The organism is Salinivibrio sp. HTSP (genome assembly GCF_003390965.1).
GTDB lineage: Bacteria > Pseudomonadota > Gammaproteobacteria > Enterobacterales > Vibrionaceae > Salinivibrio > Salinivibrio kushneri.
The window spans coordinates 25,436-42,233 of record NZ_PXUD01000032.1 but is presented as its reverse complement, the minus strand read 5'-3'; the positions used below and the strand labels follow the sequence as shown (position 1 = coordinate 42,233).

16 protein-coding genes are annotated in these 16,798 nt (G+C 48.2%); 8 read left to right on the top strand and 8 right to left on the bottom strand.

Features of this window, described 5'->3' with window-relative positions; translation table 11 throughout:
* Positions 1-30: 30 nt before the first annotated feature.
* Complete coding sequence (locus tag C7A19_RS06980; RefSeq protein WP_106406585.1) at positions 31-204, top strand: DUF6435 family protein; 174 nt, start codon at positions 31-33, stop codon at positions 202-204.
* On the opposite strand, the gene C7A19_RS06975 is transcribed toward C7A19_RS06980, so the two are convergent.
* Complete coding sequence (locus C7A19_RS06975) at positions 201-2,012, bottom strand: ABC transporter transmembrane domain-containing protein (protein WP_116644537.1); 1,812 nt, start codon at positions 2,010-2,012, stop codon at positions 201-203. The two genes, C7A19_RS06980 and C7A19_RS06975, sit on opposite strands and share 4 nt — an antisense overlap.
* Positions 2,013-2,122: 110 nt before the next feature.
* Between C7A19_RS06975 and C7A19_RS06970 the strand changes: the two genes are divergently transcribed.
* From C7A19_RS06970 to arfB, 3 genes are all read left to right on the top strand, one after another.
* Entirely contained in the window at positions 2,123-3,745 is a 1,623-nt protein-coding gene (locus C7A19_RS06970; RefSeq protein ID WP_116644536.1) for a methyl-accepting chemotaxis protein, read from the top strand.
* Positions 3,746-3,908: 163 nt separating this feature from the next.
* Positions 3,909-4,604 carry a pirin family protein gene (locus C7A19_RS06965; protein WP_116644535.1) on the top strand — a complete coding sequence of 232 codons (696 nt, stop codon included), beginning with the start codon at positions 3,909-3,911 and terminating at the stop codon, positions 4,602-4,604.
* A 102-nt stretch (positions 4,605-4,706) separates the two neighbouring features.
* The gene (gene arfB / locus C7A19_RS06960) at positions 4,707-5,120 is read left to right on the top strand and encodes an alternative ribosome rescue aminoacyl-tRNA hydrolase ArfB (RefSeq protein ID WP_116644534.1); all 414 of its coding nucleotides are present in this window, start codon (positions 4,707-4,709) and stop codon (positions 5,118-5,120) included.
* A 14-nt stretch (positions 5,121-5,134) separates the two neighbouring features.
* On the opposite strand, the gene C7A19_RS06955 is transcribed toward arfB, so the two are convergent.
* From C7A19_RS06955 to C7A19_RS06945, 3 genes are all read right to left on the bottom strand, one after another.
* Entirely contained in the window at positions 5,135-6,265 is a 1,131-nt protein-coding gene (locus C7A19_RS06955; RefSeq protein ID WP_077486821.1) for an HlyD family secretion protein, read from the bottom strand.
* The gene (locus C7A19_RS06950; protein ID WP_116644533.1) at positions 6,265-6,648 is read right to left on the bottom strand and encodes a DUF3302 domain-containing protein; all 384 of its coding nucleotides are present in this window, start codon (positions 6,646-6,648) and stop codon (positions 6,265-6,267) included. Before C7A19_RS06950 ends, C7A19_RS06955 begins: the two co-directional genes overlap by 1 nt.
* Positions 6,649-6,792: 144 nt before the next feature.
* Positions 6,793-7,314, bottom strand: coding sequence for a gluconokinase (locus C7A19_RS06945; RefSeq protein WP_116644532.1), 522 nt, complete (start codon positions 7,312-7,314; stop codon positions 6,793-6,795).
* A 122-nt stretch (positions 7,315-7,436) separates the two neighbouring features.
* Between C7A19_RS06945 and C7A19_RS06940 the strand changes: the two genes are divergently transcribed.
* The 3 genes from C7A19_RS06940 to C7A19_RS06930 all read left to right on the top strand — a co-directional run bounded on the left by C7A19_RS06940 (position 7,437) and on the right by C7A19_RS06930 (position 11,784).
* Complete coding sequence (locus C7A19_RS06940; protein WP_116644531.1) at positions 7,437-8,045, top strand: bifunctional 4-hydroxy-2-oxoglutarate aldolase/2-dehydro-3-deoxy-phosphogluconate aldolase; 609 nt, start codon at positions 7,437-7,439, stop codon at positions 8,043-8,045.
* 160 nt (positions 8,046-8,205) lie between these two features.
* Positions 8,206-10,131 carry a RecQ family ATP-dependent DNA helicase gene (locus tag C7A19_RS06935; RefSeq protein ID WP_116644530.1) on the top strand — a complete coding sequence of 642 codons (1,926 nt, stop codon included), beginning with the start codon at positions 8,206-8,208 and terminating at the stop codon, positions 10,129-10,131.
* Between the two features lie 225 nt (positions 10,132-10,356).
* Positions 10,357-11,784 carry a sensor domain-containing diguanylate cyclase gene (locus tag C7A19_RS06930; RefSeq protein ID WP_077520576.1) on the top strand — a complete coding sequence of 476 codons (1,428 nt, stop codon included), beginning with the start codon at positions 10,357-10,359 and terminating at the stop codon, positions 11,782-11,784.
* Between the two features lie 3 nt (positions 11,785-11,787).
* Here C7A19_RS06930 and C7A19_RS06925 read toward each other — a convergent pair whose 3' ends face one another.
* Both C7A19_RS06925 and C7A19_RS06920 read right to left on the bottom strand, forming a co-directional pair.
* The gene (locus C7A19_RS06925) at positions 11,788-11,973 is read right to left on the bottom strand and encodes a DUF2798 domain-containing protein (protein WP_255565871.1); all 186 of its coding nucleotides are present in this window, start codon (positions 11,971-11,973) and stop codon (positions 11,788-11,790) included.
* Between the two features lie 287 nt (positions 11,974-12,260).
* The gene (locus tag C7A19_RS06920) at positions 12,261-13,508 is read right to left on the bottom strand and encodes an aromatic amino acid transport family protein (RefSeq protein WP_077658966.1); all 1,248 of its coding nucleotides are present in this window, start codon (positions 13,506-13,508) and stop codon (positions 12,261-12,263) included.
* Between the two features lie 462 nt (positions 13,509-13,970).
* On the opposite strand from C7A19_RS06920, the gene C7A19_RS06915 reads away from it, so the two are divergent.
* Positions 13,971-14,174: a nucleoside hydrolase gene (locus tag C7A19_RS06915; protein ID WP_116644529.1), complete on the top strand. Its 204-nt coding sequence runs from the start codon at positions 13,971-13,973 to the stop codon at positions 14,172-14,174.
* An 87-nt stretch (positions 14,175-14,261) separates the two neighbouring features.
* Here the strand turns inward: C7A19_RS06915 and C7A19_RS06910 are convergent, their stop codons facing one another.
* On the bottom strand, positions 14,262-15,845 hold the full coding sequence (locus C7A19_RS06910) for a S8 family peptidase (RefSeq protein ID WP_116644528.1): 1,584 nt from the start codon (positions 15,843-15,845) through the stop codon (positions 14,262-14,264).
* 373 nt (positions 15,846-16,218) lie between these two features.
* On the bottom strand, positions 16,219-16,722 hold the full coding sequence (locus C7A19_RS06905) for a hypothetical protein (RefSeq protein ID WP_077658964.1): 504 nt from the start codon (positions 16,720-16,722) through the stop codon (positions 16,219-16,221).
* Positions 16,723-16,798: the final 76 nt, after the last annotated feature.

Here is a 16,798-nt window from a genome sequence, read left to right as displayed (position 1 = left end):
AAAACTATTATCTATCTATAGGGATCCACTATGCTCTCATTTTTAAAGCCGAATCCAGTTAAAAAGCTAAAAAAACAGTACGACGCCAAACAACAACAAGCCTTTGAGGCCCAGCGCAATGGCGATATCAGAGGTTACTCACTACTCACCGAAGAAGCGGAAAAGATTGACCAACAAATCAAAGAATTGGAAAACAACGCTTAGCCATTTGAGACATGGCTAAACTGCCGTTTTACCAAGCGTTGATACAGAGGGCAGCGCGCCAGCAGGTCGGTATGGCTGCCTACATCCACCAACTTACCTTGATCCATCACTACAATGCGGTCAGCATGCTGAATGGTCGATAAGCGGTGAGCGATAATCAAGGTGGTGCGATCCTGCATTAAAGCCGCCAAGCCTTGCTGCACCGCATGCTCACTTTCACTATCCAGCGCGCTGGTCGCTTCATCGAGCAATAAAATACGCGGATCTTTGAGAATCGCACGGGCAATCGCGATTCGCTGGCGTTGGCCGCCCGAAAGCCGCACGCCCCGTTCACCTAGAAAGCTGTTGTAGCCGTCCGGCAATTGCTGAATAAACCCATCAGCGTGCGCTTGGATCGCCGCCTCTTTGACGGCTTGCTCACTGGCGTCTGGCCTGCCGTAGCGGATGTTACCTATCACATCATCGCTAAACAGAGCGGGTTGTTGTGGCACCAATGCCATTTGTTGGCGCAACGCTTGCGGGGATAAGCGACGAATATCTTGCCCGCCCAGCCTAATCGCGCCTGACTGCGGATCATAAAAGCGTTGCAGTAATTCAAATACGGTGGTTTTTCCCGCCCCCGACGGTCCGACTAAGGCGACGACTTCACCGGGCTGAATCACAAGGCTCAACGCATCAATCGCTGCTTGATGGGGACGCGTGGGATAATGAAAATGTACCGCTTCAAAGCGAATATCATTGCTTAGTGATTGGGCATCGACACTCGGCGAGGTGGCGGGAGTTCGAATATGGCTTTGCACGTGCAACAGTTCCACCAAACGCTCCGTCGCGCCTGCCGCGCGCTGCAACTCTCCCATCACTTCCGACAAGGTAGCCATCGAAGAGGCAACCATGATGGCGAAAAACACAAACGCACCCAGATCCCCTGCTGACATAGTACCTTGAATCACATCGCGACCGCCAACCCACAACATGCCAGTAATGGCGCTGAACACAATCACGATCACGCCGGAAATAAGAATGGCTCGTTGTTTGACGCGCTCGCGTCCGATCTGATAGGCGCGTTCCACCTCTTGACCAAATGCGGCTTTGGCGTGATCTTCTACCGCGAAGCTTTGCACGGTTTTAATATTGGTGATGGCTTCACCGGCATAACTGCCCACATCCGCCATTGAATCTTGGCTTTGCCGCGACAACGCTCGCACACGACGGCCATAAATCAAAATCGGCACCAGAATAAAGGGCACGGAGGCCAGCACAATCAAGGTCAGTTTAATATTGGTGGCAAACAGCATGATGATGGCGCCCACACACATCAACGCACTACGCATCGCCATGGAGAAGGAGGAGCCGATGATGTTTTGCAGCAAGCTGGTATCTGTGGTGATCCGCGACATGATTTCGCCACTGCCGTGGGTTTCAAAATAGCTCGGATGTAGGCCAATCACATGATCAAACACCGCTTGGCGAATATCGGCACTGACCCGTTCACCCACCGATGACACCAGATAGAACCGGAAAAAGGTACCTATCGCGATCAATACCGTGATCAGCAAAATAAACTTTACCGCATTCCCCAGCTCAACCAGTGATTGCTGTGCAAAGCCTTGGTCGATCAAAAGGCGAACGCCGTGTCCGACCGAGAGCGTCAATGAAGCGGTAAACACTAAGGCCAGCAATGCCGCGCTCACTTGCCAGCGGTAAGGGCGAATAAACGCAATCAGCTCCCACAAAACGGTCAGATTTTTACTGTTGCGATTCACGGTAGATTGTTTCGATGAGGTACTCGTTGCGGTTTGATTTGCCATCACTTCACTCGTGCTAGGTTTGCATATTCAAGGCACATTACACTTTAACTGTCTACGCTTAAATGAACATGATTATACGCCTAGTACTGTGACAATCAGGAACATAAACTATGAAAAATTTAAGTGTTGTAAAAAAGATATGGCTCAGCTTTACCGCCGTTTTTATCGTTTTTATCGCAGTAGCTGCCATGCTTATGGTTGGCTTATCGACACTAAGTAAAGATATCTCCCTGCTTTCAGACAAAAGCTTACCCTCGGTATCATTATTAAAGGGGATTCAAGTTAACATTACTAAAGTGCGCAAAGATGAGTTTTCACTCCTCCCCAATAGCAATAACCCTAAAATATCGCAATGGCTCGACGATTTAGACCAATGGCGAGCGGACGTCCAAACAGGGATAAAAGCCTACGAATCTCTAGATTTAACCCAAAAAGAAAAACAATCCTTTGATGTTTTCAAAACCACGTGGAATCAATACATTAAGGAAACAAAATCCTACAATCAGCTTTTAAGTAATAATGATCCTGACGCAGCCAATGACGTTGTTTTATCCAGTTTCGATACCTATTCAAAAGCATTAGAAAGTTTAGATAAGACACTCGAGCTCAACGACGAGATTGTGCAGACAATCGGTGAAGAGGCACAACACGCAGCCTCCTCCGCTCAAATTAACGCGGCCATAGGCACAGGCGTCATTGTTTTAGTTATTGTTGGTTCCTCAGTCATGCTTGCGCGTATCATCTCTCGCCCAATTGATAAAGCACTCGCGTTTGCCTCGAATATTGCCAAAGGGCAGCTCAACAACAAATTTGATGAAAAGGACTTGTCTAAAGATGAGCTTGGTAGCCTACTCAAAGAATTGGTGACGATGCAAAACAATCTTCACGGATTGGTATCAGAAATTAACGATTCTACTATTCAGTTAACTGCCGCCGTTGAAGAAGTGAGTGCGATTTCATCTCAAAATGCGTCAGGTATGCAAAACCAGCAGCAAGAGCTTGGATCGGTGGCGTCTGCGATGACCCAGATGCAAGCCGCTGTCAGTGAAGTGGCACAAAATACCGAAGAAGGCGCAACATCAGCGCATTCGGCAGCAGATATAGCAAAAAAAGGGAGTGGTTCATTAGCCGATGCGATTAGCATTATTGAACGCGTATCTGGATTGATGCAAGACTCAGAGACGTTAACAGAGCAACTTAAAACAAGCTCCGAAGACATTAATGTCGTAGTTGATGTGATTCGTGGTATTGCCGAGCAGACTAATTTACTTGCTTTGAATGCGGCGATAGAAGCAGCCCGTGCCGGTGAGCAAGGCCGAGGGTTTGCTGTGGTAGCCGATGAGGTTCGCTCACTGGCACAGCGCACTCAAGAATCGACCGAGCAAATTGTTAATACCATCGAGACACTGCAAATAAACACGACTAAGGTCCGCGAATCCAGCCATGAATGCCAAGCAGGCATTACGCAATGTGTAGAAACGGTCAGCGATACCGGCGAACAAATGCGGGAAATTGAAGTCTCTGTTGATGATATCGCCCAACGCAGTACCCAAATTGCTACCGCCTGCAGTGAGCAAAGCTCTGTCTCTAACGAGCTTAACCGCAGCGTTGAGAACATTAATAGTGCCTCAACGGAAATGGCCGAGGGGGCAACGCAAACAGCGATTGCCTGTGACCAAATCAGCAATCTTGCGCATAACTTAAAAACACGCATGGAAACATTTAAGCTTTAGTACATTATCTGATGCGTGCTATTTCTCCTGCACGATACTCGTTCAATGTTTTAGAACAAGATGCACAAGATTACGCCGTGTTCGCACGGCGTTTTTGTTTCTACACTGCATCTATTGTTCAGCGTCACCGCTGTTCAACATCGAATCAGTGAGGAGAAGCGTTATGATTACAGTACGTCATGCCAGCGATCGCGGTCAGGCTAACTTTGGTTGGCTACAAAGCCGCCATACCTTTTCATTTGGTAGCTATTACGATCCCCATCATATGGGCTTCTCTGCACTACGTGTGATCAATGATGATATCGTCTCGCCCGGCGCGGGCTTTGATACTCATGGACACCGTGACATGGAAATCATCAGTCTGGTGCTAGAAGGAGCAATAGAGCACAAAGACAGTCAAGGCAACCGGCAAACTTTACCCGCTGGCGAGTTCCAGCTGATGTCGGCTGGGCGTGGTATTTATCATAGTGAATATAATGCCTCGTCATCCCAGCCATTGCGCTTTTTACAGATTTGGATTGAACCTAGCGAAAGAGGCGGAGAGCCGGGCTATCAGCAAAAAGATTTTGGCAACCAACCCGGCTTTACCGTCATTGCGACGCCAACGGGTGAGAATGGCTCGTTAAAAATAAAACAAGAGGCACGTTTGCTGCAACTTGTCTTGGCGCCGAGTGAGTCTGTTACCTTCGCTTTGGGGACAGGACGCAACGCCTATGTGCATCAAGTCGCGGGCACGCTCGACGTTGAAACGACATCTCTGGGCCCCGGCGATGGCGCAAAAATTGAAGATATCCATCATCTAACCTTTAGCAATAAGAGCAACGAAACCAGTCAAGCACTGGTATTTGATTTACCCTAAAGTGTCGATTAGCGACTCAAAAAGACTCGGCCTGCTGGCTTATTTGCGCCACAGGCCTAATGCTATGTACACTGCGCGCCTCTTGTTAATATTTGAGGCCGTATGCTGACTCTATCCAACAAAGTAGCGATTCCCGACAGTGAAATTGAGCTCACGGCCATCCGCGCCGCTGGGAAAGGCGGACAAAACGTCAATAAAGTGTCGAGTGCCATTCATTTGCGCTTTGATATTCACGCCTCGTCACTGCCTGATGCCTACAAAACACGCTTAATGACGCTGTCCGATTCACGCATCTCCAAAGACGGCGTCGTGGTGATCAAAGCGCAAAACTACCGCACCCAAGAGCTAAACCGAGAAGACGCGTTAGAACGCCTCGCTACGCTAATTAAAAGCGCGATGGTGGAGCAGAAAAAACGCAAGCCAACTCGGCCAACCAAAGCGTCACAACGCCGCCGCGTAGAATCCAAAAAGCGTAAGAGCCAGACTAAGTCTTTGCGCGGTAAAGTGGCGCCATGACAAATCGCATTGGCTTAATGATCAATATAAAGATAGCTTTGCCAACTTTTCATGCGAATCAGGATCTTTCTCATTATTGATACATGATGTACACGATCCGAATAAACGGCAACTTCAAAACTCGCCCCAAGCGGTAATTGATGAGCCATGGCGTCATCGTCAAGCTTGAGGGACACCAGCGCGCGTCCGTTTTCTTTAAACGCATCGGTACCGATTAAGCTCCCTTGTGCACGAAACTGACTCTCTGCGATCGCAGGTAGTACCTCAATCACTTCACCTTGGAATACCCTCCCTGGCATGGAAGGAAAAATAAATTCAGCCTCAAATCCAGGAGCTAAGCGCTGAAGTGAATTTTGCCTAAATGCGGCAGTAAATATTCTCTCTTCGTCATGGATAAACGTCATTACAGGCGATAAAGGAAACGGCACCGCCATCATTCCAGGGCGTAACGATAATTGTGTCACAAATCCATCTGTTGGCGCCCTAGCCACCGTTTGCTCTAAATTAAACCGCGCTTTTCTGTACTCTGACAGTAAACGCGCAACAGTGGTGTTTTGACCTCCTATCTGTGAATTTAAAGCAAGGTTAGCTTGATTAAGCCGCGCCTCAGTCACATTAATGGCTTCTTCAGCGGATAAATAGGCTTGTCTTTTTGTATCAAGCTCCTGTTCAGTAAATGCACCTTTATTGAAGCCTTTTTGATAGCGCTCGTATTCTCGCTTTGCTTTGTCCCGCTCAGAAATGGTTCTTCGTCTTTCCGCTTCGGCCTCCAATACCGTGGATTCTAAGCCGAGTGCATCTTGACTCGCTTCTTTAATTTGCGCTTCTATTTTATCCACTTCCGCTTGGAACGGAGTTGGATCCAGTTTAAATAAGACGTCACCTTTTTCGAGAGGTTGGTTGGCTTTTACGGGAACATCGATCACGCGACCACGCACCCCAGGGACAATCGGGGTTGTTGAGAACGCTTGCTTGCCGAGTTGTGTAAACGGATGGTTGTAATTCATTAATAACGTCATGGCCCCCACGATCACAATGCCACCCAAAATTGCCGTAGGTATACTCCATTTGTTCAAAGGAATTTTGAATATTTTAAAGATAGCGATGCAGATCGCCGTATAAGTCATGATAAGCAGCAGGTCCATTAGCCATTCTCCTGCTTTTCTTGGGTCATCGTTTGGTCGTTTTGTTGTTGCTGTTGCTTGAGGGATTCAACGTCACTTTTCAGCTGTTCGATTCGCTCGCTCAACTGTGTAACATGATGATTAATATCATGCTGCTCTTCTTTTAATGTCGTGAACCCCCAACCGCGATCCTCACGCCATAACGTTGCCCATATCCACAAAAAAGGCCATAGCGTATGAAGTGTAAACAAGCTTATCCAGCCCGCCACATGGATAGCATCTTGTTGGGGATGATTACGCCTTTTCGCAATTTCATAAGGAATGTCATGAATCGCAATCACGCCATAAAAAATAACTAAAACCACAAAAACCAACATCCCAAGAGCAATATAATCTAACGCCATAGAACACTCACTAAACAACGAATTAACAGTCATGTTATGGTTAAACGTAGCACATACATATTCGGTATAGGGCTTTATCGAGACTCACCAGTGTCGCGACGCCCCAGAGTTAATCGGTGACAGCTTGTAACCATGTCGGATGTGTCATTCGGCATCCTCCCTGTCTCTCAAAGCGTTCACTGCGCATGTCACCACAGTATCAATGTCTGCATCAATGCCGACTCGGACCACATCAGGCTCATCGTCACCCGGCACCTCCAACGTGGCACACTGGCTATCCAGCATATGGGTTTTCATAAAATGCCCTTTGCGCGCTCGAAGCCTTGCGAGGATCAATGCATAATCTCCGTCCAAAAACAAAAAGGTAACGTTCTGATTGCCATCTCGGATCTGGTCTCGATAGCAGCGCTTTAAGGCTGAACACACAATCACGCCATATTCATATTTATGCTCCAAACTAAAAGCGGCATCGCTAATCCGGCCCAGCCAGGGAGTTCGGTCATGATCATCAAGCGGCTTACCCGTCGCCATTTTTTCGATATTCGCACGCGGGTGTAAGTCGTCTCCATCAATAAACTTTGCCCCTAAGCGCTGTGCCAACTTTGCGCCAAGGGTGCTTTTCCCCGAGCCACTGACGCCCATCACAATCACACTGCCAATTGCCATACTCACTCCTTAGCGAGATTTTAACCAGATCTCATTTTTGATAACGCATTCAATAGATGCCGATAATATTGGTCGCGTTTGTTATCGTAGCGCTATTAAGCGTTTTACTATAAGGGACCCCCATGACTGAACTGAATCAACGCCTTAAGGCAATTCGCATCGTGCCAGTGATTGCGATTAACAATGCGGATGATGCCGTGCCGCTTGCCAAAACCTTGGTAGATAATGGTCTACCGTGCGCTGAAGTTACCTTTCGCACCGACGCGGCTGCCCGTGCTATTCGTCTCATGCGCGATGCGTATCCCGATATGCTCATAGGTGCGGGTACGGTACTCACTACTACCCAAGTCGACGCTGCGATTGACGCAGGCGCCGACTTTATTGTCAGCCCTGGGCTTAACCCCACCACAGTGAAACATTGCCAGCAACGCGGCATTCCTATCATCCCCGGGATCAATAACCCCAGTTTAGTCGAGCAAGCCATGGAACTTGGGCTTGATACGTTGAAGTTTTTCCCCGCGGAAGCGTCGGGCGGCATTGCGATGTTAAAAGCGTTATCTGCCGTCTACCCCGTCAGTTTCATGCCAACCGGCGGCGTGAGTGAGGCGAATGTGAGTGATTATCTCGCGTTGCCCTCGGTGCTCGCATGCGGCGGCACCTGGATGGTGCCCGGCAAGTTGATTGATGAGCAAAGGTGGGATGAGATCGCGGTACTGATTAAGGCGCTGTGATAGCTCTCGCATCCGTTAAGAAAAGATCGGCCCCCACTTATTGAAGATAATGGGGCCGCTCGCACGCATACCGCCTGTGCTTGCAACCTCGGCACATAGCCGATACCTTTTCCCGCCTGTTCATAAACAGACACTGGGTTAAAAGTAGGGGAAAGACGGTATGTTGGCACAAGCACTTGATCACGTTTTTGGGTTTTCATCATTTCGGGCAGGACAAGAGTCGGTAATTGCTCAGATAATGCAAGGGGAGTCGGCCTGTGCGATTTTTCCTACCGGTGCGGGTAAGTCATTGTGCTATCAACTGCCCGCCACACAACTGCCCCACTTAACCCTAGTGATTTCACCTTTGCTAGCATTAATGCATGATCAAATCGCATTTATGCGCCGTAAAGGCATTGCCGCCGCTACCATTGATTCCACGCAGACTCCCGAGCAAACTAAACAAGTGATGGAGCAGATCCGTCGCGGCGACATCAAAGTCCTGATGATTTCGGTCGAACGGTTAAACAACGAACGCTTTCGCCAATTTATTGCCCCCATCCCGATCTCTCTATTGGTCGTAGATGAAGCACACTGCATCTCTGAGTGGGGCCACAATTTTCGCCCCGATTATCTCAAACTCCCCGCCTACCGAGAGCAGTTGAGTATTCCACAGGTGTTGCTTCTCACCGCAACTGCGACGCCGGCAGTGGTTGAAGACATGCAGCGAAAGTTTGCGATTCCGTCAAACAACACCACGTTAACCGGCTTTTATCGTCCTAACCTACACCTGAATGTGGTCGCCGTGGAAGAGGCGCAAAAACAGCAAGCGCTAACTAAGCAGTTGCAGCCCGACCCCCATTTACCAACTATCATTTATGTCACCCAGCAGCAGACCGCGGAGAATATCGCCGAGTGGCTACAAACCCAGCATATCCCCGCGACCGCTTACCATGCCGGCATGAATCACGAGACGCGTGTATCAATACAAGAGGCATTTATGTCGGGCCGTGCGCCGTGTATTGTCGCGACCATCGCTTTTGGGATGGGCGTCGATAAGGCGGACATCCGGCGTGTCATCCATTTTGACTTACCTAAATCAATCGAAAATTATAGCCAAGAAATTGGCCGCGCGGGACGAGACGGAGAAAACGCAACGTGCACAGTGCTCGCCAACCAATCTAGCCTGAATGTGCTGGAAAATTTTATCTACGGCGATACACCCGACAAGGCAGCGATTCAGGGCGTACTGGAAGAAATAAAACAAGCGGGTCAACAATGGGAAGTTATGCTGCACAGCCTGTCACGGACGTATAATATTCGCCTTTTACCGCTAAAAACCTTGCTGGTTTATTTAGAAATGGCCGGCGTGATCACCAGCCAATACAGTTACTTTGCCGATGTGAAGTTCCAATGTGTTGCGTCGCCAGACACCATTACGGCTAAATTTCAGGGTGAGCGGCGCGAATTTGTAGCCCAGCTATTTGCATGCGCGGTCAAAGCCAAAACCTGGTACAAGATGGATTTCCAACAACTGTGGCAACGCTTTGGGGCAGAAAGAAAGCGCGCGTTAAAAGCACTGGAATATTTTCATGAACAAGGTTGGCTGTCACTTGCCACTCAACAAGCTACGCAAGTCTTTTCGGTCAGCCCCAATGAGATTGATGTTCAAGCGCAGACCGAACAATTACATAATCTTTTTGCTAAAAAGGAAGAGAGCGAACTAGCCCGCATCAACCAATTACTGGCTTTATTGGCCTCTTCAACCTGTATTAGTCAGCGCCTTGCCGACTACTTTGGTGATCGCGACGCACCAACTACCTGTGGTCACTGCTCGGTATGCCAAGGACATATTACTCATTTACCTCCCCGTCCTGAGTTACCCGCGATCGACGTGCAAGCATTATCATCATGGTGTCAGCATTTTGCCGCCGCTTGCGATGAAACGCCAAGCCACGCGGCGACCACGCGCTTTTTACTCGGTCTATCTTCGCCGCTCCATACCAAAATCAAAGCGAAGACAATACCCGGTTTTGGCGCCCTAGCGTCGTACCCCTTTCAAACGGTCAACGCTCATGTCCTCGCTGAGCACGGAGCCAAACAGTAACGGATAACAATGTGGTGCGTCGGCAGCTTGGCAACGCCCGGTGCGCCACCCCATGCCTCTAAACTACCGAAATTTTTTGCATCATCGTCAACATACTATCCTCTCAGTATCGGGGAAAAGTGACATTTATCCTCAGCCGCTGAGGTTTTAATCATATACTGATAATAATGACGTGATGCGTTGGGCGGCGTCATTTGAATTCATTACCAGATTCAAGGGTTGTTTATGAGTCATTCTGGGGTGCTATGTGTGTTGATTCGTCACATCATTGTGGTTTTGGGCGCCAGCGTACTCCTGTCCATCAGCCTGGCGCTTAATGCGGAGCAGAATGAGCAATCCAAGCCACAAAGCCCTGTATTAAAAGTCGCTAACTCACACGCTTGGCGGCCATTTTCCTATCTTGACGACAATCAACAACCGAAAGGGATCTTGATTGACTTTTGGAAAGAATTTGGCAAACGCAATGGCTATCAAATTGAATTCGTTTTGACCGACTGGCAAGACTCTATTGACGCTGTGCGAAACGGTGAAGCCGATGTTCACGCCGGCTTACTCCAGTCGCCAGAACGGCTAGCGTTTATGGATTTCGGCACTCCATTGTTCAGCATCGATACGCAAGTATTCTTTAGCCAGGCGCTCACGGGCGTATCAGCGGATTATGTGTTAGCGGGTGATACCGACCACACAGTCGGTGTTGTGCAAGGTGGGTACGAAGAAGAGTTTATGAGAACGGAATTTCCAAACGTAACGCTACAGCTTTTCCGCAATAACCAAGCCATGCTTGATGCGGCGTTATCGGAAGAGATCCAAGCCTTCGTCGCCGATCTACAAGTGGCTAATTATTACCTTTACACCACCACTAACCAAAATCTGTTTGTGCCTGTCAGACACCTGTATACAGAAATGTTGTATGCCGGTTTTGCAAAAGGGAATACGGCATTACTCAACCAGATTGATAATAAGTTTGCTTGGCTCGACGAAGATACCAAACGGCAGCTCTTAAACCGCTGGGTGTATTACGATGTCGAGACCGTCTATCCGGTGTATTTATTGCCAACGCTGTTCGTGTTTGGCGTGATCATTGCGATCAGCTATATCATGTTACTGAAAAGAACAGTTAAACAAAAAACCCGCGCATTACAAGCCGCCAACGACTTATTGCAAGACCAAGCCATTACCGACTCACTCACCTTGCTACACAACAGACGTTATTTTTATCAGTGCTTATATGGGCAAATGCGCGACATCAAGGGGATAACTCTGATGGTGTTTGATATTGATGATTTCAAAGCCTTTAACGATGGCTTTGGCCACGCCCATGGCGACGAAGTCATTTGCTTTGTCGCCCAAACAGCGCGGAGTCTATTGACCAACGACGCCGTGGTGGCGAGGATTGGTGGCGAGGAGTTTGCCGTACTACAGTATTTTTCCTCCGCTGAACGCGCCCTCGCGCAAGGTAAGCTACTGTGCAACGAGATATCAAGACAAAGCCTTGGGTTATTTAACCATCCGTCTATGCCCGTTACCGTCAGTTTGGGCGTGGCTTACTACCCAAATGGTATGCCTCATAGTGAAATTGTTGATGCCGATAAAGCTATGTATCAAGCTAAAAAGCAAGGTAAGAACTGCGCCGTTCTCAACGTGTTCGATTGATCTTTAATCGCGACTGCATAACCACTGCGCTAAACGCTGTACATGCTTTGACGAGAGAAAAATAATGGTGAATGCGATCGGCCAAGCGACGATAAAAGCCTCAACCCAACGCCAAAAAAACCCATCACTTAACCCAGTATTCACAGCCGTAATTACCGCTGTCATCAATGTCACCATTAACACTGACATTAAAAAAGGCGCAACAATAGGAAAAAATCGTTTAGGCAGCATAGCGACCTTTACATAAGAAAGAGCTAATATTTAGACTTTAGCGATACAAAAGAAAAATAGCAAGTACTGTTAGTGCTCTCTTAGTACATTACTGAGGGAGAGTTTAAGGGAGGGTTGTCAGTCACTCTCCATAAAATTCAGTAGTGACGACTCACCATATGAAGCCGTGATCGCGTTTTCTACTTGCGCTTAGAGGCCTAAAAGCGCCCATTGGACGCTTTTAACAGGTTATAACGGGTTCTTCATTAGCCTATCAAGTTATAAAGCAATGCCGAAATCGCCAACATGCCAGTCACAAAGATAAAGTACGTCCCCGCTTTACCGCGATACTGTGCCAGTGCTTTGACTTTATAGGCCGCAACCGTTGGCATAATAAATAGGATCATCGCAATCACAGGCCCAGATAATGCGCCCATCATATCGAGGATGCTGGGGTTAATCACCGCACACCACCAAATGGCAAAGAACATCACTATCACGCCAAGTTTATCAGCCTTTTTGTAGGTCAATGTGCTGTGTTTGGTCACCAGGCCATTGAGGCTCTCACGCGCGCCCAAGAAGTGGCCCAAAAACGAAGAGGTGATCGCAATGAAAGCAACTAATGGCCCCAAAGTGCCAATAAATGGATTTTGGGTGACATTAGCAAGGTATGAGAGCACTGACACATTTTGCGCTTTCGCTTCCGCCATTTGTGCTGGAGTGAGCGTCAGCACGCACGAGAACACAAACAGCAGCACAAAGGCAACTAACATCACGCCCGCGCGTTTAAGAATTTGCTCTGACTTGCCTTGTGCGTCATCACCATAGTGACGGCGTTGAATATTAGCAAAACTCGAAATTGCCGCGGCGTGGCTGAACGAAAAGATCACCACAGGCACCGCTAGCCAAAGATTCATTCCCAGTTCTCCCATCGCGGGCATCGCTAGGTTCGGCGCTTGCCATGATGGTATTAGATAGAAAGACAAAAACGCCAAGATAGCCACCAGCGGATAAACCATCGCCGCGAAGGCGCGCAGCATTAGGCGCTCACCACCCATCATGATCGCAATCATACCTGCGACTAACACACCAGACAGCATGACGCGGTTTGGCGACGCCCATCCGAGTTGATTAACCAAAAAGCTATCAACGGTATTGGTCAACCCAACGCCATATATCAACAAAATCGGGAAAATAGAAAGGAAATACAGCACGGAGATCAAACGGCCTGCCTGGCTGCCGAAGTGCTCGGCAACGACATCGGTGAAATCGGCATCTTTGTGGCGCGACGACAGCACAAAACGTGCTAGGCCTCGATGAGCCATAAACGTCATCGGAAACGCCAGTACGGCCATAATTAGGAGTGGCCAAAAGCCCCCCATCCCAAGATTAATCGGAAGGAACAGGATCCCGGCTCCCACCGCGGTACCGAACAAGCTCAGTGCCCAATGGGTATCATGTTGGGTCCAACGGTGCGATACACTTTTTGAGGAGATATCTATAGTCTGGTTCACGTCAAACTCTCTTAGTTATAATATTTTGTGCGGTTGCATACTATCGAGTTCGACTTAAAGTATCACATAAATGTAATAGGTATATGTCCTAATTGTTTTGTTAAAAACTTGTCATATAATCTAGTTTAAATTCAAAATGGCAGTTTATATAACTACATAATGGCTACAAAACTGGAATTAAACACCAAATTATTAACCGAAGTTAGATTGATTGAATTGTTTGCAAAATAATGCAACAACCACATTTTCGTTCGCAACATGTTGACAATGTGTAACAGCTCATCTCTCAGTTTTTTATGATAAATGATTCACCTGTTACATTTCGCTCGCGTGAGCAATTAGCAAGGACGATCACACGCTGCAAGTGGCAAGGCGTTTATCCTGTGCTGAGCACCATGCACGCCAATTCAGCGACAGGCCAATTTATGCGTGAATCCATTATTATCGACTGCGATCCCGGCCATGACGAGGCTAGTGATGCCTGAACTGTTTGAGTGTGAGTCCGTATGGATGGATGTCGAGACACAAGGCGCGTTGACTACTGGAATGACGGTGGTTGACCGTTATCACGTCACAGGCAATCTCGCAAATACCGAGGTGGCCATGGCCGTCGATCGAGCGGGCTTTCTCAACTTGCTATGCGATTGCTTACGCCAATACGACTAGAAAAAGCGCGACTTTCGCCGCGCTTTAACGTCATCTTGGGTCATAAAACGGTTTCGGTTATAACGCGACCGTCCTAGCGACAGCGCATTAGTATCGCGCTGTCACACTGACACCGTTAAAAGCAGTGTAACCATTTAGCATCACGTGATAGCGACCCTTTTGTGTGCTTTGTACCGTACACACTTCACTATTGCCGTAGTTGTATGGACGGCAGTCCCAGCTATTTAAAGTTGGTTTCGCCCCATAGCGTAGATACAAATCTGCATCGCCTGAACCACCGCTAATATTGACCGTTAGACGTTGCCCCGCGTCAACATCAACGTAAAAGAAGCGCTGCGCACCTTGAGCCCCAGCAATACCCGTGACTGGCTGGCCATTTTTGAGCTCGTTTTTTGGCCCTGGCGTCGGGCCACAATCAGGCTCACAGCTGCTATCCGCTTGGCTGTAGAGGAGTTTGTTGACCGAACCACGAGGATCACTGATTTTATTTACGCTAGCACGGTTGCTAATTAAGCTCTCGACTTGTGCTGGCGATAAGCTATTGTTTTCTTGTAAATACAAGGCAGCAACACCGGCAACATGAGGTGTGGCCATTGACGTGCCACTGATGGTGCGATAACCACCGTCATACCAAGCAGATTTGATTTGCGAGCCTGGTGCAAATACATCAAGACAGCTGCCCCAGTTGGAGAAGCTAGAGCGATTATCGCTGCTTGTGGTTGAGCCCACGGTGACGCCACTTGGCTCACGGGCCGGCGAGCTGTTACAGGCGTCGGCATTGGAATTGCCAGCCGCCAGCATAAAGCTCACGCCCGATTGCACCGCACTGGCAACCGCGCGATCCAGTGCTGTAGACACGCCACCACCTAAGCTCATATTTGCCACCGATGGTCCACTGGCATTGGCAGCCACCCAATCAACCCCACCAATCACACCGGACGTTGAACCTGAACCACTACAGCTCAGCACTCTCACCCCAACAATGTCGACATTTTTAGCGACGCCATATTGGCTACCACCGATAGTGCCGGCCACATGGGTGCCGTGACCGTTACAGTCTGACGCGTCATTATCGTTATCAACAAAGTCATAGCCAGAGCGAGCACGACCACCAAACTCTACGTGTGACGTTGTCACACCTGTATCAATGACGTAGGCCGTCACACCTGTGCCATCAAAATTGGTGCTGTAATTGTTATCCAAAGGCAGGTTGCGTTGGTCAATGCGATCCAACCCCCAAACTGGATTACTCTGGTTGGCGCTTGGGGCGGTTACCGGGTCCAAGGAAATCGTCTTATCCTGCTCAATAAAATCAACTTGCTCGTCCATACGCAACGCGCGCAGTTGCTCTGGCGTCAATTTGGCTACAAAGCCACTCAGCGAGCGATCAAACACTTTCTCAACTTTAACCGCGTGTTGGTTGACCATGCTTGAAACGGTCTGCTGCGTGAAGGTTTGTAGCGCTTGTGGATCGTCGCTGAGCGTCATCGGTTGTTTGAATACCACAATGTATTGGTCTTCAATCCCCTGCTTGTCTGACGCGACAACGAGTGGCGCTAGCGTTTGCTGCTGAGAGATCGCTTGTTTACCCTCTTCCTGTTTTGCGAGCGCTGCAGGCGATGCAGCGACTAATGCTGATGCAATACAGCAGCTAAGAACATGCTTTAACATATTGTATTCCTTACAATGGTTAAACGTATCAAAGATTGATTGCCTATAAATAACAACAAGCACGTTTATAAAGCTATGCATCAACAGCAACTTTTTCCGCAGAGAAAATCGCTTTATTTGTCCTACCTACCAGCATTATTTACTATTACATCAGCAGCATCACTTTTAACTTTTTGTTTACAAAGTGTTTATATAGGCCATCCGTGAGCACTTAACACTTTTTTACTAAAAATGATTGATGAACAGTTCTTTGATGCTGCTCACAGCTAAAATGAAAGTGAACTAAAACATGCAGTTAGAGAGTGAGATTGATTGGCATAAAAAAGCCAGTGACAGAGCACTGGCCGGTAAGATACTCGGTGTTCAACCTGATTTAACTTGGCTGCTCATGCACCAATACGCCGCCTTCAAGCGCCCCTATTAATACATTCGGAACGTCAGCTTCATCAGAGGTAACAGCAATACGCGTGCCCGGCCCAATCGCTGAGATGGGGGCTGCCATCATCAAAGGACCACGCTCCCCGTCATCAACAAGCTTCCACGATGGCGCGGCTGCCGCATGATCATTGGCATATAGCCGACACTTGTTTCTGTCAGGTTCAATTAAACAGTCCAGGCCATACTCAATGTCGTCATAAAAAAACGACCACTGATAATAGCCCGCATTGACGCTGCAAGGGGTTTTGATAAAACTCAACGCCTCTGCGTTATCTTGGGTTAAGGTAATAAAGCGCTGCGCATCTGGCACCATCGCTAAATATCCCAGTGATTTGCCATTGGCATCGGTGACCGAGAGCTTTACCTCTTGCTCAACCATCGCGCGCTCATGATCGCCAATGTCTGGCAACATGGAATCGGGTTGTACTGAAAACGCCATTGTGTCGCTCCTTTGGTTGCTTCGCACCACTTTTAACAGTTATGTAACAACCAAAGATATAGATCAATTTCTCGGA

What these genes read in the sequence shown, in the direction of transcription:
- C7A19_RS06975 (WP_116644537.1), bottom strand. Translation starts at nt 2,012, where the DNA reads ATGGCAAATCAAACCGCAACGAGTACCTCATCGAAACAATCTACCGTG.
- C7A19_RS06955 (WP_077486821.1), bottom strand. Translation starts at nt 6,265, where the DNA reads ATGGACCTGCTGCTTATCATGACTTATACGGCGATCTGCATCGCTATC.
- C7A19_RS06935 (WP_116644530.1), top strand. Translation starts at nt 8,206, where the DNA reads ATGTTGGCACAAGCACTTGATCACGTTTTTGGGTTTTCATCATTTCGG.
- C7A19_RS06940 (WP_116644531.1), top strand. Translation starts at nt 7,437, where the DNA reads ATGACTGAACTGAATCAACGCCTTAAGGCAATTCGCATCGTGCCAGTG.
- C7A19_RS06910 (WP_116644528.1), bottom strand. Translation starts at nt 15,845, where the DNA reads ATGTTAAAGCATGTTCTTAGCTGCTGTATTGCATCAGCATTAGTCGCT.
- C7A19_RS06945 (WP_116644532.1), bottom strand. Translation starts at nt 7,314, where the DNA reads ATGGCAATTGGCAGTGTGATTGTGATGGGCGTCAGTGGCTCGGGGAAA.
- C7A19_RS06930 (WP_077520576.1), top strand. Translation starts at nt 10,357, where the DNA reads ATGAGTCATTCTGGGGTGCTATGTGTGTTGATTCGTCACATCATTGTG.
- C7A19_RS06980 (WP_106406585.1), top strand. Translation starts at nt 31, where the DNA reads ATGCTCTCATTTTTAAAGCCGAATCCAGTTAAAAAGCTAAAAAAACAG.
- C7A19_RS06905 (WP_077658964.1), bottom strand. Translation starts at nt 16,722, where the DNA reads ATGGCGTTTTCAGTACAACCCGATTCCATGTTGCCAGACATTGGCGAT.
- C7A19_RS06950 (WP_116644533.1), bottom strand. Translation starts at nt 6,648, where the DNA reads ATGGCGTTAGATTATATTGCTCTTGGGATGTTGGTTTTTGTGGTTTTA.
- C7A19_RS06925 (WP_255565871.1), bottom strand. Translation starts at nt 11,973, where the DNA reads ATGTCAGTGTTAATGGTGACATTGATGACAGCGGTAATTACGGCTGTG.
- C7A19_RS06915 (WP_116644529.1), top strand. Translation starts at nt 13,971, where the DNA reads ATGACGAGGCTAGTGATGCCTGAACTGTTTGAGTGTGAGTCCGTATGG.
- C7A19_RS06965 (WP_116644535.1), top strand. Translation starts at nt 3,909, where the DNA reads ATGATTACAGTACGTCATGCCAGCGATCGCGGTCAGGCTAACTTTGGT.
- arfB (WP_116644534.1), top strand. Translation starts at nt 4,707, where the DNA reads ATGCTGACTCTATCCAACAAAGTAGCGATTCCCGACAGTGAAATTGAG.
- C7A19_RS06970 (WP_116644536.1), top strand. Translation starts at nt 2,123, where the DNA reads ATGAAAAATTTAAGTGTTGTAAAAAAGATATGGCTCAGCTTTACCGCC.